23 protein-coding genes are annotated in these 22,149 nt (G+C 69.2%); 13 read left to right on the top strand and 10 right to left on the bottom strand.

From position 1 onward, the window contains the following. Positions 1-32: 32 nt before the first annotated feature. The gene (locus KF889_08495) at positions 33-788 is read right to left on the bottom strand and encodes a VOC family protein (GenBank protein ID MBX3499468.1); all 756 of its coding nucleotides are present in this window, start codon (positions 786-788) and stop codon (positions 33-35) included. Between the two features lie 417 nt (positions 789-1,205). After that, positions 1,206-1,871 carry an arylesterase gene (locus KF889_08490; GenBank protein ID MBX3499467.1) on the bottom strand — a complete coding sequence of 222 codons (666 nt, stop codon included), beginning with the start codon at positions 1,869-1,871 and terminating at the stop codon, positions 1,206-1,208. Between the two features lie 60 nt (positions 1,872-1,931). Here KF889_08490 and KF889_08485 point away from each other — a divergent pair, with 60 nt between their 5' ends. The 7 genes from KF889_08485 to KF889_08455 all read left to right on the top strand — a co-directional run bounded on the left by KF889_08485 (position 1,932) and on the right by KF889_08455 (position 8,738). Beyond that, the gene (locus tag KF889_08485; protein ID MBX3499466.1) at positions 1,932-2,618 is read left to right on the top strand and encodes an ABC transporter ATP-binding protein; all 687 of its coding nucleotides are present in this window, start codon (positions 1,932-1,934) and stop codon (positions 2,616-2,618) included. A 23-nt stretch (positions 2,619-2,641) separates the two neighbouring features. Then, a complete protein-coding gene (locus tag KF889_08480; GenBank protein ID MBX3499465.1) occupies positions 2,642-5,200 on the top strand; it encodes an ABC transporter permease in 2,559 nt (852 codons plus the stop codon). Positions 5,201-5,352: 152 nt separating this feature from the next. Next, positions 5,353-6,111, top strand: a complete 759-nt coding sequence (locus tag KF889_08475; GenBank protein ID MBX3499464.1) for a Bax inhibitor-1/YccA family protein — start codon at positions 5,353-5,355, stop codon at positions 6,109-6,111. Between the two features lie 184 nt (positions 6,112-6,295). Next, complete coding sequence (locus KF889_08470) at positions 6,296-6,700, top strand: hypothetical protein (GenBank protein ID MBX3499463.1); 405 nt, start codon at positions 6,296-6,298, stop codon at positions 6,698-6,700. Positions 6,701-6,740: 40 nt separating this feature from the next. Further along, entirely contained in the window at positions 6,741-7,511 is a 771-nt protein-coding gene (gene pyrF, locus KF889_08465; GenBank protein ID MBX3499462.1) for an orotidine-5'-phosphate decarboxylase, read from the top strand. Between the two features lie 4 nt (positions 7,512-7,515). After that, positions 7,516-8,160 (top strand): phosphoribosylanthranilate isomerase, encoded by a 645-nt coding sequence (locus KF889_08460; protein ID MBX3499461.1) that lies wholly within the window; start codon positions 7,516-7,518, stop codon positions 8,158-8,160. 35 nt (positions 8,161-8,195) lie between these two features. After that, positions 8,196-8,738 carry a RidA family protein gene (locus KF889_08455; protein MBX3499460.1) on the top strand — a complete coding sequence of 181 codons (543 nt, stop codon included), beginning with the start codon at positions 8,196-8,198 and terminating at the stop codon, positions 8,736-8,738. 39 nt (positions 8,739-8,777) lie between these two features. Here KF889_08455 and KF889_08450 read toward each other — a convergent pair whose 3' ends face one another. From KF889_08450 to KF889_08425, 6 genes are read right to left on the bottom strand one after another with little or no spacing between them, the layout of a single operon-like run. After that, positions 8,778-9,563: a heme ABC transporter ATP-binding protein gene (locus tag KF889_08450; GenBank protein ID MBX3499459.1), complete on the bottom strand. Its 786-nt coding sequence runs from the start codon at positions 9,561-9,563 to the stop codon at positions 8,778-8,780. Then, positions 9,560-10,639: an iron ABC transporter permease gene (locus tag KF889_08445; GenBank protein ID MBX3499458.1), complete on the bottom strand. Its 1,080-nt coding sequence runs from the start codon at positions 10,637-10,639 to the stop codon at positions 9,560-9,562. Before KF889_08445 ends, KF889_08450 begins: the two co-directional genes overlap by 4 nt. Then, the gene (locus KF889_08440) at positions 10,636-11,571 is read right to left on the bottom strand and encodes an ABC transporter substrate-binding protein (GenBank protein ID MBX3499457.1); all 936 of its coding nucleotides are present in this window, start codon (positions 11,569-11,571) and stop codon (positions 10,636-10,638) included. The genes KF889_08445 and KF889_08440 overlap by 4 nt, the downstream gene beginning before the upstream one ends. Position 11,572: 1 nt before the next feature. Further along, positions 11,573-12,619, bottom strand: coding sequence for a hemin-degrading factor (locus KF889_08435; protein ID MBX3499456.1), 1,047 nt, complete (start codon positions 12,617-12,619; stop codon positions 11,573-11,575). 42 nt (positions 12,620-12,661) lie between these two features. Beyond that, entirely contained in the window at positions 12,662-12,871 is a 210-nt protein-coding gene (hemP, locus tag KF889_08430; protein ID MBX3499455.1) for a hemin uptake protein HemP, read from the bottom strand. A 44-nt stretch (positions 12,872-12,915) separates the two neighbouring features. Then, complete coding sequence (locus tag KF889_08425) at positions 12,916-14,943, bottom strand: TonB-dependent hemoglobin/transferrin/lactoferrin family receptor (GenBank protein MBX3499454.1); 2,028 nt, start codon at positions 14,941-14,943, stop codon at positions 12,916-12,918. A gap of 203 nt (positions 14,944-15,146) precedes the next feature. Between KF889_08425 and trpB the strand changes: the two genes are divergently transcribed. The 4 genes from trpB to KF889_08405 are packed head-to-tail and all read left to right on the top strand — an operon-like array spanning position 15,147 to position 18,034. Continuing rightward, positions 15,147-16,358 (top strand): tryptophan synthase subunit beta, encoded by a 1,212-nt coding sequence (trpB, locus tag KF889_08420; GenBank protein ID MBX3499453.1) that lies wholly within the window; start codon positions 15,147-15,149, stop codon positions 16,356-16,358. After that, entirely contained in the window at positions 16,355-17,188 is an 834-nt protein-coding gene (gene trpA, locus KF889_08415; protein MBX3499452.1) for a tryptophan synthase subunit alpha, read from the top strand. The genes trpB and trpA overlap by 4 nt, the downstream gene beginning before the upstream one ends. A 43-nt stretch (positions 17,189-17,231) precedes the next feature. Continuing rightward, on the top strand, positions 17,232-17,438 hold the full coding sequence (locus KF889_08410; GenBank protein ID MBX3499451.1) for a hypothetical protein: 207 nt from the start codon (positions 17,232-17,234) through the stop codon (positions 17,436-17,438). Continuing rightward, positions 17,435-18,034, top strand: coding sequence for a zeta toxin family protein (locus KF889_08405; protein MBX3499450.1), 600 nt, complete (start codon positions 17,435-17,437; stop codon positions 18,032-18,034). Before KF889_08410 ends, KF889_08405 begins: the two co-directional genes overlap by 4 nt. A gap of 56 nt (positions 18,035-18,090) precedes the next feature. Here KF889_08405 and KF889_08400 read toward each other — a convergent pair whose 3' ends face one another. Then, positions 18,091-18,963 (bottom strand): hypothetical protein, encoded by an 873-nt coding sequence (locus KF889_08400; protein ID MBX3499449.1) that lies wholly within the window; start codon positions 18,961-18,963, stop codon positions 18,091-18,093. A gap of 184 nt (positions 18,964-19,147) precedes the next feature. Then, positions 19,148-19,807 (bottom strand): MBL fold metallo-hydrolase, encoded by a 660-nt coding sequence (locus tag KF889_08395; GenBank protein ID MBX3499448.1) that lies wholly within the window; start codon positions 19,805-19,807, stop codon positions 19,148-19,150. A 69-nt stretch (positions 19,808-19,876) separates the two neighbouring features. Between KF889_08395 and KF889_08390 the strand changes: the two genes are divergently transcribed. Further along, a complete protein-coding gene (locus KF889_08390) occupies positions 19,877-21,109 on the top strand; it encodes a D-alanyl-D-alanine carboxypeptidase (protein ID MBX3499447.1) in 1,233 nt (410 codons plus the stop codon). Positions 21,110-21,180: 71 nt separating this feature from the next. After that, positions 21,181-22,050 (top strand): acetyl-CoA carboxylase, carboxyltransferase subunit beta, encoded by an 870-nt coding sequence (gene accD, locus KF889_08385; GenBank protein MBX3499446.1) that lies wholly within the window; start codon positions 21,181-21,183, stop codon positions 22,048-22,050. The last annotated feature ends 99 nt before the right edge of the window (positions 22,051-22,149 follow it).

Here is a 22,149-nt window from a genome sequence, read left to right as displayed (position 1 = left end):
CGCTGCGCTCGACATGGCAGGGGTGGTGCGTGTCACACGACGCGAATGCGCATGCCGCCGATCATCACCGTGTCGCCGTCGACCGGCAGCCCGTGCGCGCGCGCATCGGCGAGCGCGCCCTGCTTGTCGTCGACCGCGACGTCGAGGCCGCCCAGCCCGTCCGGCCGGCCGTCGCTGGTCTGCACGATACGCAAGGTCGCGTCCGCCAGCACGATCTCGAAGGCCTTGCCGGCCTGCCTCACCGGCAGGTCATAAATCGCGCCCCAGCGCTCGGCGAGCCGCGCCGGATCCTGGCCCTGCGCCTCGGCGGCGAGAAAGCCCCTGGCGCGGCCCGAGGGCTGCTGGCCGGTGGCGTGCTGGTTGGCCGGATGCCAGTCTTCGGCGCCGTGCGATTTCTGCACGCCGAAGCTCAGCATGGCGCCGCCGCTGTCGGCGGGATGCAGCTGGATCTCGTTGTAGCTGTGATAGTCGATGGTATTGGCGATGCGCACGCCGATCCTGCCGCAGCGGGCGCGGTAGCTGTCGTTCTCCGGCACCTGGCAGATCACCATGTAGCCGCCGTCGCCGCCGCGCCGCTCGAGATAGCGGCCGGCGGCGGTGCCCGGCCGCGTCGGCGCCACAACCTCGAGGAAGGACGGACCCAGCGGCATCAGCATGTTCTCCAGCCCGTACCGGCCGACGCCGGGGTCGCGGTAGCAGACAGAGAGCCCCAGCACCGCCTTGAAGTCGGCCGCCAGCGTGTCGAGCCTCGACGCCACCAGGCAGATCTGACGCATGCGCGCCGCCATCGCCGTTCCTCCGTTCGTTGACGCAGACCGTAGCCCAGGGCGGCGTGCCAAGGCGACAGCTTAACCCGCAACCCGCCATCCCTCTCTGGGGGAAGCGATGAAGCCTGCCCTCCGAACACACATAAGGACGCACAAAACTCCAGTGTTTGCGCCATCGGATGCGCATCGGCGACATCCGTAGAGGCGGAAATGGCCAAACCCGTGCCATGTCGCATACATCGGTGCCGGTGACTATTCACAGGAGCCCGGCCCATGGCCCGCAACCGAACCATCACACCCGATGCCGTCTCCACGTCGACGCCGGGGCACGGGCCACCGGCCGGGTTCCAGGAGGTCGCGCCCGATGTCGAGCAGCATCGCGCCGAGCGGCTGCGCCTGGCCGCGGGCAAGCCGCGGCGCGCAGCGGCCGCGTGCTGCTCACTTGAGCGCGTCGATCGCCTTGAGCAGTTCGGGCGTGATGCGGCGCACCAGCACGTCGACGCCCTTGACGTTGGGATGGATGCCGTCGGCCTGGTTCAGATCGCGCTCCATCGCCACGCCTTCCAATAGAAAAGGATAGAGAGGGATCGCATGCTTCTCGGCCAGCCGCGGATAGAGGCCGTCGAAAGCCCTCGTGTACTCCGGCCCGTAGTTGCGCGGCGCGGCCATGCCGAACAGCATCACGGCGGCGCCCTCGGCCTTGAGGCGGGTGATGATGGCGTCGAGATTGCGCTCGGTCTCGGCCGGATCGGTGCCGCGCAGCGCGTCGTTGGCGCCCAGCGCCACCAGCACCAGCTTCGGCTTGTCGCCCATCATCCAGTCGAGCCGCGCCAGGCCGCCGGCGGTGGTGTCGCCGGAGACTCCATGGTTTGCTATGGTGACATCGCGGCCGGCCGCCCTCAGCGCCGTCTCCAGCTTCACCGGCAGCGCCTGCTGCGGCGACAGGCCGAAACCGGCGGTCAGGCTGTCGCCCAGCATGGCGATGCGCAGCGGCCCGGCTTGCGCCAGAACCGGAACCACCATGGCAAACCATAGCAAAACCGCCGCGACACAGGCGGCAACGATCCGGCCATTGAACGCCGCCGCAATGGCGCCATATGGCATTCGCAGGGTTCGCACTGCTTTTCCCTCGCTCCCGCTGATGCCTACCGACGGACCGACTGAATGATCCGCCTGCGCGACGTGCACCTACATCTGGCGAGCGATGCCGGGGTGGTCAATATCCTGCGGGGCGTCGATCTCGACGTTGCAGGCGGTGGAAGCACCGCCATCGTCGGCCCCTCGGGCGCCGGCAAGTCCAGCCTGATGATGGTGATCGCCGGCCTGGAGCGCGCCAGCTCGGGCACGGTCGAGGTCGCCGGCCAGGACATCACCCGCCACGACGACGATCGCCTGGCGCGTTTCCGCCGCGATCATCTCGGCATCGTCTTTCAGGGCTTCCACCTCGTGCCGACCATGACGGCGACGGAGAATGTCGCCCTGCCGCTGGAGTTCGCCGGCGTCGCCGATGCCTTCGGCCGCGCCGAGGCGGCGCTGACGCAGGTCGGGCTGGGCCATCGCCTGACGCATTACCCGGCACAGCTCTCGGGCGGCGAGCAGCAGCGCGTCGCGGTCGCCCGGGCGTTCGCCACCGAGCCCAAGCTGCTGATGGCCGACGAGCCCACCGGCAATCTCGACGGCGCCACCGGCCGGCAGGTCATGGACCTGCTGTTCGAGATGACCCGTGCGCGTGGCGCCACCCTGGTGCTGATCACCCACGATCCCGCCATCGCCGAGCGCTGTGACCGCGTGATCCACGTCGCCGACGGCCGCATCACCGACGATGCGCCCACCATGGCCGCCGCCTCGTGACCCTCGCCACCGCCGAGACCGGCCTGGTCCGCACTACAGGGGGTGGCGGCGAGCCCGGTCGCTGGACGCTGGCCGCCACCATCGCGCGCCGCGAGCTGCGCTCGGGGCTGGGCGGCTTCCGCCTGTTCCTCGCCTGCATCGCGCTGGGCGTCGGCGCCATCGCCGCCATCCTGTCCTTCGCGCGCGCCATCGAGGAAGGCCTGCGGGCCGACGCGCGCTCGCTGCTGGGCGGCGACATCTCGGTGTCGCGGCCCTATCAGCCATTGACCGACGAGCAGCTCGCCTACATGGCGCGCGACGGCGCCACGGTCACGGCCTGGGTCGAGATGCGCGGCATGGCGCGGCTCGATCGCGACGGTGCGCGACCGACCTTGATCCAGCTCAAGGCGGTCGATGGCCGCTACCCGCTGGCCGGCACGATCGAGCTGAAGGGTGGCATGCCTCTGGCCGACGCGCTGGCGCTGCGCGACGGGATCGCCGGCGCCGTGGTCGAGGAGGTCGCGCTGCGCCGCATGGGGGCCTCGATCGGCGATCGCATCCGCATCGGCGACGCCTCGGTCGAGCTGCGCGCGGTGATCGCGCGCGAGCCGGATCGCGGGCTGGGCCTGTTCGGCCTGGGGCCGCGGGTGATGATCAGCGACAAGGCGCTGCCCGCCACGGGGCTGCTGCAGCCCGGCGTGCTGCGCACGCACGACTATCGCGTCGCGCTGCGGCAGGGCGCCGACTGGCAAGCGTATCGCAAGGATCTGATCGCGCGTTTCCCCGAGGCCGGCTGGCGGGTGCGCGGGCTGACCGAGGCGGGCGGCGGCGTGCGCACGTGGACCGAGCGGCTCACCGTGTTCCTCGAGCTCATCGGCCTGGCGGCGCTGCTGGTCGGTGGCGTCGGTGTCGGCAACGCCGTCGACAGCTACCTGCTGGGCCGCACCCGCACCATCGCCATCCTCAAATGCGTCGGCGCGCCCGCTTCGCTGGTGACGCGTAGCTACCTGCTGCTGATCGGCGTACTGGCGGCGGTCGGCGTCGTGCTCGGGCTGCTTGTCGGCGTGGCGCTGCCCTTCGTCGCCAACGCCTTCTTTGCCGACGTGCTGCCGGTGCGCGCGCGTGTCGGGGTCTACGCCCAGCCGCTGGTCATCGCCGCCGCCTTCGGCATGCTGGTGGCCGGCATCTTCGCGCTGTGGCCGTTGATGAAGGCGCGCCTGGTGCCGGCCGCCACCCTGATGCGCGGCGCGGTCGCGCCGACCGCGGCGCGTCCGCGGCTGCGCGATCTCGCGATCATCGGCGGCGCCGTCGTGGCGCTGGCGGCGCTCACCGTCGCGACGGCGGGCGACCGGCGCATCGCCCTGTGGTTCGTCGCCGGCTCGATCGGCGCCTTCATCGTCTTCCCGCTGCTGGCGCGCATCGTGATGCTGCTGGCGAGACTGGCCGGTCGTCCGCGCTTCGCCGCGCTGCGCCTGGCGCTGGCCAACATCCATCGCCCCGGCGCGCCGACGCCGACGGTGATGCTGTCGCTCGGGCTGGGGTTGACCGTGCTGGTCGCCGTGGCGCTGATCGAGGGCAATCTGCAGAGCCAGATCACGCGGCGTCTGCCGGCCAATGCGCCGACCTTCTTCTTCGTCGACATCCAGCACGCTCAGGTCGAGGCCTTCACCAGGGCGGTGACGGCGATCGAGGGCGTCAACGACATCGACAAGGTGCCCATGCTGCGCGGCCGCATCACCCGCATCGGCGGCAAGCCGATCTCCGAATCGCGCATTCCCTCGCAGGCGCGCTGGTCGGTCGACAGCGACCGCGGGCTGACCTATTCGGCGACCATCCCCGAGGGTACGCGCATCGTCGCCGGGCAATGGTGGCCGCCCGACTACAAGGGCCCGCCGCTGATCTCCTTCGACGCCGAGCTGTCGGCGGCCTACGGGCTGGGCGTCGGCGACACCATCACGGTCAACGTGCTGGGCCGCGACGTCGAGGCGCGCATCGCCAATCTCAGGCGCATCGACTGGAGCTCGCTGTCGATCAACTTCGTCTTCGTCTTCGCGCCCGGCACGCTGGAGCGCGCGCCGAAGACCTTCCTCGCCACGGTGCGCGCCGAGCCGGGGGCCGAGGACAAGGTGTTCGACGTCGTCACCCGCGACTTCGCCAACGTCACCATCGTGCGGGTCAAGGAGGCGCTGGAGAACGCCAGCTCGATCCTCGCCAATATCGGCCTGGCGGCACGGGTGGTGGGCGTGGTCGGCATCGGCGCCGGGCTGCTGGTGCTGGCCGGCGCCATGCTGGCGACCCAGCGGCGGCGCGTGCACGACGCGGTGGTGATGAAGGTGCTGGGCGCCTCGCGCCGGCGCGTGCTGGGCGTCTTCGCCCTGGAATTCGCCGCCCTGGGCTTCGTCACCGCGCTGGCCGCCGCCGCCTTCGGCGCGGTCGCCGCCTGGATGGTGATCCGTTTCGTGATGAACCTGGAGTGGATCCTGCTGCCCGACGTTGTGGCGATGACCGTGCTGGGGGCCATGGCGCTGACCCTGGGTTTCGGCCTGGTGGGGGCGGTAGGCGCCACGCGGCAGCGACCGCTGGCCTTGCTGCGCAATGAATAGGCGGTCGCGGCATGGGGATATTGGCATCCTTCATGACCCTTTCGTGACCCGCCGGCGTTTCGCTGGTTGGTGCGCGGGTATTGATAAAGCCGCGTCTTTCGCCAATATGGATGGCAGGTGTGTGTGTCCGCTCGCCTATCGGGAGGCAATAAATGGCTCAGTATGAAACCCGGCCCGTAGTCGGTACGACGACGACCGTCGACCAGGCTGCCTTCGATGCCGGTCTGCGCAGCCACATGCTGCGCGTCTACAACTACATGGCGTCCGGCCTGGCGCTGTCGGGCATCGTCGCGATGCTCGTCTACAGCGTGCCGGCACTCAACGCGCTGTTCATCCAGACCGGCGTGCTGGCCAACGGCCGCCCGTTCATGTCGCTCACCATTCTCGGCTGGCTCGCCGTTCTGTCGCCGATCGGCCTCATCCTGCTGGCCTCGTTCCGCGCCGCGACGATGAGCGTGACGACGACCAAGGCGATCTACTGGGCGATCGTGGCGCTCAACGGCGTCGGCTTCACCCTGCTGATCTACCGCTACACCGGCACCAGCCTGGCGCGGACCTTCTTCATCACCGCCGCCGCCTTCGCCGCGCTCAGCCTCTATGGCTACACGACCAAGCGCAGCCTGTCGGGGCTCGGCACCTTCCTGTTCATGGGCCTGATCGGCATCCTGATCGCCATGGTCGTGAACATCTTCCTCGCGAGCACGATGCTGCACTTCATCATCGCCTCCGCGGGCGTGCTGATCTTCGCCGGCTTCACCGCCTACGACACGCAGCGCATCAAGGAGCAGTATGCCGAGGCGTGGGGCAGCGACGTGCAGGAGAAGGTCGCCATCTTCGGCGCGCTCAGCCTGTACCTGGACTTCGTCAACATGTTCCAGATGCTGCTGGCGCTGATCGGCGATCGCGAATAGTCGCCGGCCGGACAGAATGCTCAATGCGCCCGGGCGGCAACGCCCGGGCGCTTTCGTTGGCCTTTTCCGAATACACCATCCGCTTCTTCATCCAAAATGACACAAAAGACTCGCCTTACTTAACGTTTGATGGTAATTTCACGACATATTGAGATCATAGAAAAGAGTTTATTGGGGGAAGTCGATGAATCGCCGAGGCTTTTTCAGCGGTCTGGCTGCCTTGCCGGTCGTTGCCATCAGTGAGCCGGTATTTGCACAGTCGTCGAAATATGCCCCGCCGGCGGTTGTCGTCTACCATTTCGTCAGTCCCGGCTGCGAGGACTGCGAACGTTGGGATTCGCGCCATCTGCCGCGCTGGCTGAACTCCGGCGAGTTCCGTCGCTCGGCCTATCGCCGGATCGAAGGCCGTACCGTCGAGGAGGCGCTCGATCCGCGCCGCTGGCCGCGCGAGGCGCGTCCATTCGCGGCCTCGCTGCGCCAGACGCCGGCCTTCATCGTCATGCGCCAGGGCCGCGGTGTGGCTGCCGCGTCGGGCGAGGAGGCCTGGACCTCGGTGATCTGGCCGGCGATCCGCCGCGCCGCCGCCTGATATCGACAAGCCCGGTCACTTCGACTACGAGGGGCGCGCCATGCCCCTCCGGAACCCGATCTACGCCGCCATCGACACCGTCGACCTCGCCCAGGCCGCGCGCGTGATCCAGCGCATCGCCGGTGGCCCGGTGCCGGCGGTGGGCGGCATCAAGCTGGGGCTGGAGTTCTTCCTCGCCCACGGCGCGCCCGGCGTGCGCTACGCCTTCCCCGAGCCGGTGCGCATGACCGGTGTCGGCTTCTTCCTCGACCTGAAGCTGCACGACATCCCCAACACCGTCGCCGGCGGCATCCGCGCCGTGGCCGCGCTCGAGCCGACCTACATCACGATCCACGCCGGCGGCGGCGCGGCGATGCTCAAGGCTGCCGTCGACGAGGCCGGGCTGCAGGCCGCCAGGCTCGGCGTGCCACGTCCGAAACTGCTCGGCGTGACCGTGCTGACCTCGCTCGACGATGCCGACCTCAAGGCGACCGGCGTCAACGAGACCGCGGCCGACCAGGCGCGCCGGCTGGCGCTGCTGGCGCGCGAAGGCGGGCTCGACGGCGTGATCTGCTCGCCGCAGGAGATCGCCACGCTGCGCGCCGCGTGCGGTCCCGACTTCCTGCTGGTGACCCCCGGCATCCGCCCGGCGGGCGCCGCCGTGGGTGACCAGAAGCGGGTGATGACGCCGCGCGACGCCATGCGCGCCGGCGCCACCGCGCTGGTCGTCGGCCGGCCGATCACCGAGGCCAGGGACCCGCGCGCCGCCGCCGAGGCGATCGCCCACGAGGCCGATCTCGGCGACAAGATCCGCATCCAGGTCGGGGCCTGATCCGATGGCGGTGGTCGCCAAGATATGCGGCGTCCGCACCAGGGAGGCGCTCGACGCCGCGATCGCCGGGCGGGCGCGCTATGTCGGCTTCGTCTGCTACCCGCCTTCGCCGCGGCACATCGCCTTCCACGATCTCGAGGAACTGGTGGCCGAGGTGCCGGCGCACATCATTCGCGTCGGCCTGTTCGTCGATCCCGACGACGACACGCTGGGCGAGTATGTCGAGGAGGGCGCGCTGGACATGCTGCAGCTTCAGGGCAGCGAGACGCCCCGGCGCATCGCCAAGATCAAGGAGGCCACCGGCCTGCCGGTCATGAAGGCGGTACACGTCGCCTCGCGCGAGGACGTCGAGGCGGCGATCGAGACCTACGCCGGCTCGGCCGACCGCCTGATGTTCGAGCCGACGCCGGCTGCCGCGAATGCGCTGCCCGGCGGCAACGGCCTGCCCTTCGACTGGCGCGCGCTGCAGGACGTGAAGGTGCCGCTGCCCTGGATGCTGGCCGGCGGTCTCACCGCCGCCAACGTCGCCGATGCGGTGCATGCCTCCGGTGCCAAGGCCGTCGACGTGTCGTCGGGCGTCGAATCGAGCCGGGGCGTGAAGTCCCCCGATATGATCCGCGCCTTTCTCTCGGCAGTCGCCAGGCTCTGAGCTAGGCTGCGGCCCGTCATCCTGAGGGGGCCGCGATGAGGACCGAGAAGCGTCTCAAGGAACTGGGCATCGAGCTCAAGGCACCGCCGTCGCCGGTGGCCAACTACGTCAACGCCGTGCGCACCGGCAACCTGCTCTATCTCGCCGGAAAGGGCCCGGGCCCGATCAGGGGCCGGCTGGGCGAGAGCATGAGCGTCGAGGACGGCTACAAGGCGGCGCGCGCCACCGGCGTCAGCCTGATCCAGGTGATGAAGGCCGAGCTCGGCGACCTCGACCGCGTCGTGCGCATCGTCAAGGTTCTGGGCATGGTCAATTGCACGCCGGAGTTCGGCGACCAGCCCAGGGTGATCAACGGCTGCTCGGATCTCTTCGTCGAGGTCTTCGGCGATCGCGGCAAGCACGCGCGCTCGGCCGTCGGCATGGGCGGCCTGCCCAACCAGATCCCGGTCGAGGTCGAGGTGATCGTCGAGGTCGGCGATCCGCCGCGTCGTCGTGCCGCCGCCGCCAAGCGCCCGGCCGCGCGCAAGGCCGCGCCGAAAGCCAAGGCGAAGAAGAAGGCGGCGAAGAAGCGGCGTTAGACTTCGTCTTACCTTCCCCCTCCGGGGGAAGGGATCGTCCTATCCGACGACGGCCAGCACCGTCGATGTGCCCGCCTGCAGCGCCGCGAAGCGCACGTCGTAGACAGGCTCCAGGGTCTCGGGCGTCATGACCTCCAGCGGCGGGCCCACGGCGTGGGCGCGACCTTGGCGCAGCACCAGCACGCGATCGCAGTAGCGCGCCGCGAGGTTCAGGTCGTGCAGCACGACGCAAACACCCGGACCGTCTGCCGCGAGGCGTCGCACCGCCGTGAGCAGCGCATGCTGGTGCGACAGGTCGAGGCTGGAGGTCGGCTCGTCGAGCAACAGGTAGCGTTGCGCCGCGGCTTCTGTCGGCGGCGCGTCGAGCTGGGCCAGCGCGCGGGCGAATTGCGCGCGTTGCCGCTCGCCGCCCGACAGCGTGCCCATCGCGCGCTCAGCGAAGCGATCGACATCGGCCAGCGCCAGCGCGCGTGATACGGCGCGGCGATCCTCTGCGCTGGTCGAGCGGCCGACCCAGGGCGAGCGGCCCAGCTCGACGATCTCGCGCACGGTGAAGTCGAAGGCCGGCGCGCCGTGCTGGCGCATCACGGCGCGCCGGCGTGCGCGTGCCAGGGCGTCGAGACGCGCGAAGTCACGGCCGTCCAGCGAGGCGTGGCCCAAGGTCGGCCTGAAGTCGCCGGCGAGCGCACCCAGCAGCGTCGACTTGCCGGCGCCGTTGGGGCCGAGCAGGCCGAGCATCTCGCCCGGCTGCACCTCGATCGAGACATCCTCGAGGATGGTGGCGCGACCGATGCGCTGGGTGACGGCGTGGACGGCGAGCGTCATAGCGCCGTCGCGGCGTGGCGCCGCGCCATGATCGAGAGGAACACCGGTGCGCCCAGGGCGGCCATGACGATGCCGACAGGCATCTCGGCCGGCGCCATCACCAGGCGCGCTAGGAGATCGGCCGACAGCATCAGCGCGCCGCCCAGCATCGCCGCGCCCGGCAGCACCAGGGCATGGCGCGGCCCGCCGATCAGGCGTACGAGATGCGGCACGACCAGGCCGACGAAGCCGATGATGCCGCTGACCGACACGGCGCCGCCGACGCTGAGCGCCACCAGCACCACGATGCGCGTCTTGACGTCTTCGACCTCGATGCCGAGATGGCTCGCCTCGCGCTCGCCCAGCGCCATGGCGTCGAGCGCGCGATGATGGCGCAGCAGCAGCAGGGCGGGAATCACGACCAGCGGCAGCGCCGGCAGGATCACGCCCCAGCTCGCCGCGCCCAGGCTGCCCATGGTCCAGAAGACCAGCAGGCGCAGCTGGTTCTCGTCGGCGATGTAGGTGAGGAAGCCGATACCGGCGGCCGCCAGCGCGTTCACGGCGATGCCGGCCAGCAGCATGGTGGCGACCGAGGTCGTGCCGCCGCGCGTGCCCAGGCGGTAGACCAGCCCGGTGGCGATCAGGCCGCCGATGAAGGCCGCGCCGGGCAGGAACCACGGGCGCTGCGACGGCGTGATCAGGTGCAGCACCGAGCCGCCGAGCACGATCACCGCCACGGCCGCCAGCGCCGCGCCGGCCGAGACGCCGATCAGGCCGGGATCGGCCAGCGGGTTGCGGAACATGCCCTGCATCGAGGCGCCGGCGATGCCCAGCCCGGCGCCGACCACCAGCGCCAGCACGGCGCGCGGCAGGCGGATGGCGAGGAACACCGCCTCGAGGCGCTGGTCGACGTCGATGGTCGCGCCCAACGCGCGCAGCACGATGCCGAGCATCTCGCCGGGCAGGATGCGCACGGCACCGAATCCCACGGCGCAGAGGAAGGCCAGGGCCAGCGCGATGCCGAAGGCCATGAGCGCCAGATGCCGCTTCACGCGGCGCGGCACCGCGGCGGCGGCCGGCATGCTGAGGTCGCTCATTGCCGTGCGGGGAACTCGATGTCGGGATGGAAGACGCGCGCGACGATGCGAACGGCCTCCGCCGTGCGCGGGCCGAAGCCCAGGAGCAAGAGTGCGTCGGCCGAGGCGACACGCTTGTTCTTCGCCGCCGGCGTCAACGCCAGCGCCGGATCGGCCAGGACCTTGTCGATGCCGCCGACAGTCTCGATGGTCTGCGTGCCGAGCATGATCACCTCGGGCGCCGCCGCGACCGTCGCCTCGGGGGTCATCGGCTTGTAGCCCGACCAGGCGTCGAAGACGTTGATGCCGCCGGCCAGCCGGATGATGCCGTCGGCCGCCGTCATGCGGCCGGCTGCCTGCGGCGCGCCGCCCTGGCCGAAGGTCAGGAAGGACAGCACGCGCGGCTTCGCCTTGGACCGCACGATGCGTGCCGACAGGTCGGCCATGTCGGTGCGCACCCGGGTCACCAGGTCGGCGGCGGCCTTGTCGAGCCCGAGCGCGCGGCCGATGCCCTCGATCTTGGCGATCACCGCGTCGAAGCTGTAGTCGTCGCTCAGCACCAGCACGGCGACGCCGGCATCGGCGATCTGGCGCAAGGCCGCTTCGGGGCCCGCCGCCGTCGTGGTGATCACCACGGAGGGCCGCAGCGACAGCAAGCCCTCGGCCGAGAGCTGGCGCATGTAGCCGACCTTGGGCGTTTTCTGGGCTGCGGCCGGGAACAGGCTGGTGCTGTCGGTGGCGACGAGGTTCCGTTCGCCGCCCAGGGCGTAGATCACCTCGGTCACCGAGCCGCCGACGGCGACGATGCGGGAGGCGTCCTTGATCTCGACCTCGTGGCCGCGGGCGTCCTTCACGCGCACGCCCGCCATCGCGCCGCGGCCGATGAGCAGCAGCGGCGCGCCCGCCGCCGCGATCAGCGCGCGGCGACGCGGCAGCAGAATGGAGGCGGACATCTCAGGCCGCGAAGGGGCGGCTGAGACCGGCGATCGCCTCGCGCCACGCCGGCAGTTCCGGCTTGCCCGGCTTGCGGGCACCGAAGATCAGCGCCATCTGGCGGTTGCGCGCGTCGTACAGCTCGATCGAGTTGACCTCGCCGTCCTCGGTCGGCTTGCGCACGTGGAAGACCGAGGCGATCGCACTCTCGCGCAGATGCAGGTTGAAGTCCGGATCGAGCACGTTGAACCACGGGCCGGTGGGCATCAGCTTCTTCACCGGCCCGCTGTGGATCTGGATGCAGCCGGGGCTGCCGACGAAGATCATGATCGGCGTGGCCGCGGCGGCGACGCTCTCGAGGATCGCGCGCGCCGATGTGTTCGGCAGCCTGCGCACGAACTCCTCGCCCACGAGACGCAGCGCCTGCACGCGGCCGACCTTGTGCTTCTTCAGCATCGGAAAGAAATCGTGCGTGTCGCGCAGCGCGCGCCAGTCGGTGCGCAGGGCGTCGAGGACGATCTCGGAATCGGGACGGTCGGCCTCGTCGGCCGGATAGGGCGTGATGACCAGCGTCTCGTCCTGATCAGGCGCGCGCATCTTCTCGACCAGCGCGGCCCAGGCCGCCCGGTCGGTGCCGTCGGTGGCGTAGATCTTGAACACCGCCATGCCGTCGCGGTCGAAGAACTGCAGGCTCAGGCGCTCGCCGCGATCGGTCGGCTCGGCGAGCGCGAAGCCCGAGTGCCAGCGCGAGAAGAAGATGCGCAGATCGATGTCCGGCCCGAGCACCAGGCCGTGCGGCGGCTGCACGCGCACATCCTCGAAGCGGCCCTTGCGCTCGTGCACGACGTTGTCGTTGCGCGTCAGGCACATCACGCGGCCCAGGCCCGGTGCCGCGGCGATGATCTCGCGCAGCGGGGCGCGCAGGCGGGTGGCGGTCCGGCCGACATTCAGCGCGACCAGCTCGGCCTCGCTCGAGCCGATGGCGGCGGCCGCGTCGCGGATGCGGACATTGGGATTGGCCGTCTTGTAGGCGGCATAACGCTCGCCAAGATTCCCGGTCCCCTGCATGGTCCCCTCAACTCGTTGCAGTTCGTGATGTGAAGCGGCGGGCTACTTGGTCAGCAGCAGGCGGCCGTTGGCCGTCACCCGCAGCAGGTACTCCGCGCCGTCGTGGTCGATGACCAGCAGCTTGCCCTCGCCCAGGAGGTCGCGGCTGTTGGCGCGGCGCGGCAGTGTCTGGGTCACCGCGGCGGCGACCCGGTCGAAGGGCTGGCGCTCATGGCGAGGGCCAGCCGGCGGGAGAATGGTTCGCTCATGCATATGCGAATCATTCTCATTAACGACGGAGAGAGTCAACCCCCACCTCAGAACTGAAAGGCGGTGGTGAACTTGAAGTTGCGGCCGTAGTCGCCGACCGCCGAGAGGTGGTCGCGGTAGCGGCGGTCGGTGATGTTGTCGATGCCGAAATCCATGCGCACGCCGGCCAGCGGGCCAGTCACCGGCTCCCAGCTGACGAAGAGGTCGAACAGCGAGTAGCCCGGCGTGGCCGACGTGCCCGTCGGCACGCGGTTCTGGTCGGCGACGAACTTGGCGCGGCCGCCGAAGGTCACGCCCCAGGGCTCGTGCGTGTAGCCAGCGGTCAGCCCCAGCTTGTCGCCGGGGATCGACGACAGCGGCGTGTTGGTCGGCGAGGTCTGGTCACCCCTGATGCGGCTGGCGGCGATGCTGCCGAAGAAGCCGAAGCCGGCATAGGCGATCTCGGCCTCGAAGCCGCTGATGTTGGCGCGCGAACGGTTGACGTTGGTCGTGGTGGTGAAGGTGACGATCGAGTCGATGAAGTCGTCGTAGTTGGTGTTGAAGTAGACGAGGCGCGCGCGCAGCCGGTCGTTCTTGGTCAGGAGGTCGTCGAACTTGAAGTTGACGCCGACCTCGCGGTTACGCGCCGTCTCCGGCCGCAGGTTCGGGTTGGGGATGAAGAGATTGCCCGGGAAGTGCGAGCCCGAGACGTAGAGCTCGTTGAGCGCCGGCGCGCGGAACGCCTCTGCGTACAGGCCGTAGACGTTGAGCCATTTCACCGGCTCGACGGCGACCGAGACACGCGGCGAGAAGCGGCTCGCCTCGAGGTCGGGGCCGAGGGCCGAATTCTCCGGCCGGCGCGAGAAGCGGTCGAAGCGGCCACCCGGCGTGAGCGTGACGATGTCGAAGAACTTCAGCTCGCTCTGGGCGAAGAGGCCGAAGGCGTCGCCATGCGCGTTGGGGTATTGCGTGCGCGGCAGGCTGTTGCGCGTGCCGCTGACATACTGGATGTAGCCGTCGATGCCGTAGGTCAGCCGCACGCCCATCCAGTCGTTGACCGCGAAGTTGTTGGAGTTGGCGAAGTCGATGCCGGTCGTGCGGAAGAACGATCCGTCGACGCGGCTGTCGCTGAAGCGGCGCTCATGCACGTCGAGCCGCGTGTGATAGATCGTGCCCCTGAAGTCGAACCAGGGATTCTTCGCCGGGTTGTAGCTGAAGTTGGCGGCGAAGGTGTGCTGCAGGTTGGAGCGGTCGGCCGGCGAGGTGGTGGAAGCGGTGTTGGGCGACGTCGTGCTGTAGCCCGTGTCGCGATGGCCGAGCCACGAGAAGCTCACCCGCGCGTCCGGCGCCACCCGGGCGCCGACCTTGATCAGGCCGCTCATCACGTCGAGCGCCGAGAACGGCAGCGTGGTGCCGCCGCCCTGGCGGATGTCGGAGCCGTTGCGGTAGAGGCCGGAGGCGACGACGTCGAACATGCCGGCGCGGGCGAAGCCGGTGAACGAGCCCATGCCCATGTCGGGTGCGCTCTGGTAGCCCGCCTTGACGCGGAAGCCCCAGTTCTGGCCGGGCTGCAGGAAGTCGGCGGCGTCCTTGGTGGTGAAGCTCAGCAGGCCGGCGATGGCGCCGCTGCCGTAGAGCGTCGATTGCGGACCGCGCACGACCTCGACGCGCTTGAGCATGTCGGGATCGACGAAGACCCGGCCCTTGTGCTCGTTCTGGAAGTCCTGGCGCGCGCCGTCGATGCGGATCTGCACGCGTTCGCCCTCCAGGCCGCGGATGTTGGGCTGGATGCCGCTGGAGCGCGGACCGCCGCTGAGCTCGACGCTGGGAAGGCTGCGGATCAGGTCGCCCCAATGGTTGGGCTGCTGGCGATCGATCTGCTCGCCCTCGACCACCGAGACCGAGCCGGGCACCTGCGATACCGGCCGCGCCGTGCGCGTGGCATCGATCGATACCGGGTCGAGCACGGTCGCGGGGATCGGCGTGGCCGGCGTGGTCTGGGCCAGGGCCGATGCGGCAAGGGCTCCGCCGGCGAAGGCGGCGGCGATCGACAGGCTGGTGGCACGGACTATCCGGCCGGAAACGCGGCGGCGCATGAAGATCCCCCGAAGGCACGCTGGTGGCGCTACTCGTTTGCGGCTGGCATGGCCTTCGGGGCCGGCTGGCTGGTGCCTCCTGTAGCACCATGGAAAAATATAGGCAATTGCGACGCATTCGCGTCAAGATCGGGACAATCGGCCAACTTTGACGCCCGCCGGGGCGCCTGCTACAGCGCCGCGCGGCGGAGACGGGAATTTCCATGAACGCGTTGAACAGCTATCGCGCCGGTCCGGACGAGCGCGGCCATTTTGGCATCTTCGGGGGTCGCTACGTCGCCGAGACGCTGATGCCGCTGATCCTCGACCTGGAGAAGGCCTACGAGGCGGCCAAGGCCGATCCGGCGTTCAAGGCCGAGCTGGAGAAGCTCAACACCCATTACGCCGGGCGGCCCAGCCCGCTCTATCACGCCGAGCGGCTGACGGCCGAGCTGGGCGGCGCCAAGATCTACTTCAAGCGCGACGAGCTCAACCACACCGGCTCGCACAAGATCAACAACGTGCTGGGCCAGGTGCTGCTGGCCAAGCGCATGGGCAAGACGCGGGTGATCGCCGAGACCGGCGCCGGCCAGCACGGCGTGGCCACCGCGACGGCCTGCGCGCTGTTCAACATCCCCTGCGTCGTCTTCATGGGCTCGGTCGACGTCGAGCGCCAGGCGCCCAACGTGTTCCGCATGAAGATGCTGGGCGCCGAGGTCCGACCCGTCACCGCAGGCTCGGCGACGCTGAAGGACGCGATGAACGAGGCGTTGCGCGACTGGGTCGCCACCGTCGAGACCACATTCTACTGCATCGGCACGGTGGCCGGCCCGCATCCCTATCCGTCGATGGTCAGGGACTTCCAGTCGGTGATCGGCAAGGAAACGCGCGAGCAGATGATGGTCGCCGAGGGCCGCCTGCCCGACACGCTGGTGGCCTGCATCGGCGGCGGCAGCAACGCCATGGGCCTGTTCCATCCCTTCCTCGACGACAAGGACATCCGCATCATCGGCGTCGAGGCCGGCGGCAAGGGCGTGCATACCGGCGAGCACGCCGCCTCGCTCACCGGCGGCAGGCCGGGCGTGCTGCACGGCAACCTCACCTACCTGCTGCAGGACAGCGATGGGCAGATCACCGAGGCGCATTCGATCTCGGCCGGCCTCGACTATCCCGGCATCGGCCCGGAGCATGCCTGGCTGAAGGATGTCGGGCGCGTCGAGTACGTCTCGGCGACCGACGACGAGGCGCTGGCGGCCTTCCAGAAGCTCAGCCGCGTCGAGGGCATCATCCCCGCGCTCGAGCCGGCGCACGCGCTGGCGCACGTGCTGAAGCTCGCGCCGACCTTGCCGAAGACCAACCTGCTGGTGATGAACTTGTGCGGCCGCGGCGACAAGGATGTCTTCGCGGTGGCCGAGCGCCTGGGAGTGAAGCTGTGAGCCGTATCACCAGGCGCTTCGAGAAGCTGAAGGTTGAAGGCCGCGCCGGCCTGATCACCTACGTCACCGCCGGCGACCCCAATCTCGACGTGTCGTACGAGATCCTCAAGGGCCTGCCCGCCGCCGGCGCCGACCTGATCGAGTTCGGCATGCCGTTCACCGATCCGATGGCCGACGGGCCCTCGATCCAGGCGGCGGGCCAGCGCGCGCTGAAGGCCGGCATCTCGATGGATCGCACCTTCGCGATGGTCAGGCGATTCCGCGCGGAAACGCGCGACGACGAAACCCCCATCCTGCTGATGGGCTACTACAACATGATCTACCAGCGCGGCGAGGCGAAGTTCTGCGCCGACGCGGCGGCCGCCGGCGTCGACGGCTTCATCATGGTCGACCTGCCGCCCGAGGAGGCCGACAAGCTCAAGCCGCACGCGAGCGCCAACGGGCTGGACACCGTGCTGCTGACCGCGCCTACCACCGACGCCAAGCGCCTGCCGGCGATCCTCGAATTTGCCTCGGGCTTCGTCTACTTCGTCTCGGTCTTGGGCATCACCGGCACCAAGTCGTCGACCGCAGACGTGATCCAGGGCCACGTCAGCCGCCTGCGCTCGCAGACCACGCTGCCGATCGGCGTCGGCTTCGGCATCCGCACGCCCGAACAGGCCGCCGCCGTGGCACGCATCGCCGACGCCGCCGTGGTCGGTACGGCGATTGTCGATCGCGTGAAGGCCGGGCTGGACGACAAGGGCGCACCGAAGCCGGACCTGCTGCCGGGGGTGTTCGCGTATATCCGCGCGCTGTCGGAGGGTGTCAGGGGAGCGCGGCGCGACTGACGGTACCTTGTGGCCGAGGTCTTGCGCGCCTAGATTCAGCGCCATGACCGGCAACAAGTCGATTTTCGACGAAATGGTGCAGGGCCACCGGAACGCCGTGGCGAATGCCGTACGGGATTCCCATGCGCGCGGCGTTCCGGTCTTTGAAGCCGACGACCATCACGTCTTCGCGGTCTACCCCGACGGCCGACGCGTCGCGATCGAACGTGTCGGCTCCCCATTGCCGTCGCGCGATCCGCAGGCAAATTGAGCGCGCCTGTCCTGACTCTGCTGGCTGGACCGAACGGCGCCGGCAAGTCGACCTATGCGCGCGAGAATCTTCAGGAACTGGCAGCGGCGGGCGCCTTCCTCAATGCCGATGACATGGCGCGAGACCTGGACGCCGACGACGTGCAGGCGGTGGCGATGCGCGCCGGGCGGCAGATGCTTTCGACGCGCGAGGTGCTGCTGTCTGAAGGCCGATCGTTCTGTGTGGAAACGACGATGGCCACGCGTACGCTTCTCAACTTCGCCGGCAGAGCGCGATCGCGCGGCTACAGCCTGCGCCTCATCTTTTTGTTCACAGCGCATTCGAGCCTGAACGAAAGCCGCGTGAAGCAGCGCGTCATGCTCGGTGGGCACAACATCGACACTGATACGATCCGGCGGCGACATCGGCGCGGTCTGATGCACTTGCCTGAGTACTGGGCTGAAGCTGACGATGCGATCGTTCTCGATGTTCGGACCCGGATTCCGACAGCGATCGTTCAGAAGATCGACGGCACGGTGGAAATTCGCGACTCGAGTCGATTTGCTGTGCTCAATGCCAGGATCGTCGCCTCGGGCGGGAAGGCGTTGAGAGGTTGAAGATCCACGGCTCGTGGTCAAGCAGCATGTCGCGGGCAACGAGCTGGTCTCGACGATCAAGCGCCCTTGGCGCCCAGCGACTTGCCCAGCGCGATCATGGTCTCGCGCGGCAGCTTCGTCGGTGTCGGCAGGTCGGTCTCGTCGCGGGCCGCGCGGAAGCGGATGTGCCAGGCCGACAGGCCGCTGATGAACAGCCGCGCCTCGGCGCCCGAAAGCGTGTCGCCGTCGTTCGCGCCCAGGCCGACGACCTGCGGATACCAGCCGCCGCCCTCGACGATGCGGATCGGCGCGCTCCAGGCGTCAGGCCGTTCGGGCGTGGCGTTGAACGAGACGGCGTTGGCCGCGGAATGGAAGCCGGAATAGGGCCCGGCGGTGTGGCTGAGCAGCATGACATAGACGCCGAGATCGCGGTTGAAGTGGACCGACGGGCCCCAGAAGCAGTCGGGATGGACGTCGTGCCAGCCGCATACGGCCGGCCAGAGCGGCGTGGGCAGGGCGCTGTCGGCCGCTTGCCAGGTGCCGCCGCTCCACACCTCGAAGCGCGGCGCGTCGCGCTTCGTCACGAGGCAGCGCGCGGCGCAGACACCCTGCGCGCGCTCGTCCGCCACGTAGCTGCTGAACAGCATGTGGAGATAGGGGCCATCGCGGTTGGGCACGACGCTGAAGTCGCCGTAGCCGCCGGCCATGAATCCATTGCCGGCGAGGAGATCGATCTGATTTGATGGCCCCCGCAGCACCTCGCCCAGCACCTGCCAGCTCAGCCCGTCGTCGTCGGAGCGCAGCGCGCCGATATGCGGCACGAATGGCGCCGTCTTGCTCTCGATGCGCTCCTCGGCGTGATACCAGCCGTAGAGCCGGCCATCGGGCGCGCGCCAGGTCGATTCGATCCACTTGCCGACCTTGGGGTCCGGATCGTCGAGCAGGCGCACGGCCTGCGGCGCGCCCAGCCCGGCGATGCCGACATCGCCGGTGCTGCCGCCGGCCGGGCCGGCGCGGCGGTAGTGCGATCGGCGTGTACGTGGACGGACGAGTTGCAGTCGACGCGATCGAGCGGCGGCGCTTGCAGCGCCAGCGGCGCGGCCGGCGCCAGCTCGGCGACGAAGCGCGGCACGCTTACGTCTCGTCCTCGAACAGCATGTCGCAGACAAAGGGGTTGGTCTTGCGTTCCCAGCCGAAGGTCGAGGTCTGGCCATGACCGGGCACGAAGCCGATGTCGTCGCCCAGCGGGAACAGCTTCTTGCGGATCGAGTGGAAGAGCTGCTCCTGATTTCCCTTGGGGAAGTCGGTGCGGCCCACCGAGCCGCGGAACAGCACGTCACCGACGAAGGCGATGCGCGCCTTCTCGTGCGTGTTGACGAACACGACATGGCCCGGCGTGTGGCCGGGGCAGTGCACGACATCGAAGCTGAGCTTGCCGAGCTCGACCGTGTCGCCGTCCTTGAGCCAGCGATGCGGCAGGAAGGGCTCGGGTACGGTGAAGCCGTACTTGCGGTTGGAGTCGGGCAGGCCCTCGATCAGGTAGCGGTCACCTTCGTGCGGGCCCTCGATCTGCACGCCGTAATGCTCGGCGATGGCGCCGGCGGCCGAAGCGTGATCGACATGGCCGTGGGTCAGCATGACCTTGGCGACTGTCATGCCGGTCTGCGTCACCGCGTCCTTCAGGCGCTCGAGGTCGCCGCCCGGATCGACCAGCGCGCCGTGCCTGGTTTCCTCGCACCAGACGAGGGAGCAGTTCTGCTGGAACGGCGTGACCGGACAGACAGCGATCTTGATCATGGTTTACTGACATAAGCCGCCATCGCGGCCATGCCAAGGCCGCGCGGTTGCGCTAGAATTGCGCACATGTCCGTCTCCGTGTTGCGCCGCCTCCTCCTCGTACTCACAGCCCTTCTTGCCCTCGTCGCTCTCGGCCCACCGGCGCTGGCGCAACGCGGCGTCCTGCCGACGCCGACCGGGCCGGTGCAGGCCGGCCCCTCGCTGGTCGTCGACATGCATAGCGGCGAGGTGCTGCATCAGCGCGATGCCAGCGCGCCTTGGTATCCGGCATCGCTGACCAAGATGATGACCCTGTATCTGCTGTTCGAGGACCTGAAGGCCGGCAGGATCCGGCTCACCGACCAGCTCGCCTTCTCGCCCTACGCCTACAACCAGCAGCCGTCGAAGCTGGTGCTGCCGGCCGGCGCCACCATCAGCATCGAGCAGGCGATCCTGGCCCTGATCCTGCGCTCGGCCAACGATGTCGCCGTGGCGGTCGGCGAGCGCCTGGCGGGCTCCGAGCCGGCCTTCGCCCAGCGCATGAACGCCACGGCGAAGCGGCTGGGCATGACCGGCTCGAACTTCCGCAATCCAAGCGGCTGGAAGGATCCGGCGCAGGTGACGACGGCGCGCGACATGGCGACCCTGGCGATGGCGCTGATCCGCGACTTCCCCGACAGATACGCCTATTTCACCCAGAACGAGGTGATCATCCGCGGCGCGCGCATCACCCACTCGGTGCGCTTCCTCGAGAAATATCCCGGCGCCGACGGGCTGAAGACGGGCTTCCTGTGCTCCTCCGGCTTCAACCTCGTGGCCTCGGCGACGCGCGATGGGCGGCGGCTGATCGGCGTGGCGCTGGGCTTCCGCCGCTCCGACCTGCGCGACGAGGCGATGGTCAGGCTGTTCGACGAGGCCTTCGCCAAGAAGAGCGCCGGCTCGGGCCAGAAGCTGTTCCAGCTGCCGGCCAGCAGCGGCGGCCAGGCGCCCATCGTGCTCGACGATTTCAGCTGCTCGCCCTACCGCTACGACTATCCCGGCAACGGCGCCTGGGTCGGCACCTTCCTCAACCTGCAGCAGGCGCGCGCGGCGCATGTCGCGGCCCAGGCGCGGCTGGTGGAGCTGAAGCAGGCCTGGATCGGCCGCGAATGGATCGTCGACGTCACCGCCAACAAGTCGCGCCGTTTCGCCACCATCATCGCCGACCTCGAGCCGGGCGTGGCCGAGAAGCTCTGCGCCGACTACCAGGCCCGGCGCAGATTCTGCCTCGTCAAGCGGCCGACCGAGCTGGTGCGGCCGTTCGGGGGGCTGTGGCGTTAGAGCCCTAACCTTCTCCCGGGGAGGGGAAGACCGGTCTTTTCCGGCCCCTGCAATCGTGCCATAGGGCGGGCATGAACTGGCTGACCAATTTCGTGCGACCCAAGCTCAGGGCGCTGGTGGCGCGCAAGGAAGCGCCGGAGAATCTGTGGCTGAAGTGCCCGGCGTGCGAACAGATGCTGTTCCACCGCGACCTCGAGACCAACCAGCAGGTCTGCAACCACTGCAACCACCATCTGCGGATCCGGCCGCTGCAGCGCCTGCCGCACCTCTTCGACGGCGGCAAGCACGAGGTCCATGCCGTGCCCAGGCCGATCGTCGATCCGCTGAAGTTCCGCGACCAGAAGCGCTACATCGACCGGCTGAAGGAGGCGCAGTCGCAGGCCGGGCCTGGCGGCGACGGCATCGTCGTCGCCAGCGGCGAGATGGAGGGCCAGCCGGCCGTCGTCGCGATCTTCGATTTCGGCTTCATGGGCGGCTCGATGGGCATGGCGGTGGGCGAGGGCGTGGTGACCGCGGCCCGCATCGCCGTGCAGAAGAACGCGCCGCTGATCCTGTTCTCGGCCTCGGGCGGCGCGCGCATGCAGGAGGGCATCCTTTCGCTGATGCAGATGCCGCGCACCACCATCGCGGTGCGAGAGGTCAAGGAAGCCGGCCTGCCCTACATCGTCGTGCTGACCGATCCGACCACCGGTGGCGTCACAGCCTCGCTCGCCATGCTGGGCGACATCCACATCGCCGAGCCCGGCTCGCTGATCGGCTTCTCGGGCCAGCGCGTAACCCAGGCGGCGATCCGCGAGACGCCGCCGCCGGATTTCCAGCGCGCCGAGTTCCAGTACAAGCACGGCATGGTCGATCTCGTCGTGCACCGCCACGAGCTGCGCGACACGCTGGCGCGCATCATCTCCATCCTGATGAAGCGGCCGGCCGCCGAGGCGGCTTAGGGCGCAGTCCGTGTGGGCCGAGTTCATCTGTCATCCCGAGCGCAGCGAGGGATCTTTTCTCAACGTAAAGATCCCTCGCTGCGCTCGGGATGACAGGGC

Source organism: Alphaproteobacteria bacterium (assembly GCA_019635875.1).
Classification (GTDB): Bacteria; Pseudomonadota; Alphaproteobacteria; order Reyranellales; family Reyranellaceae; genus JAFAZJ01.
This window is presented reverse-complemented; position numbering and strand designations above follow the sequence as displayed.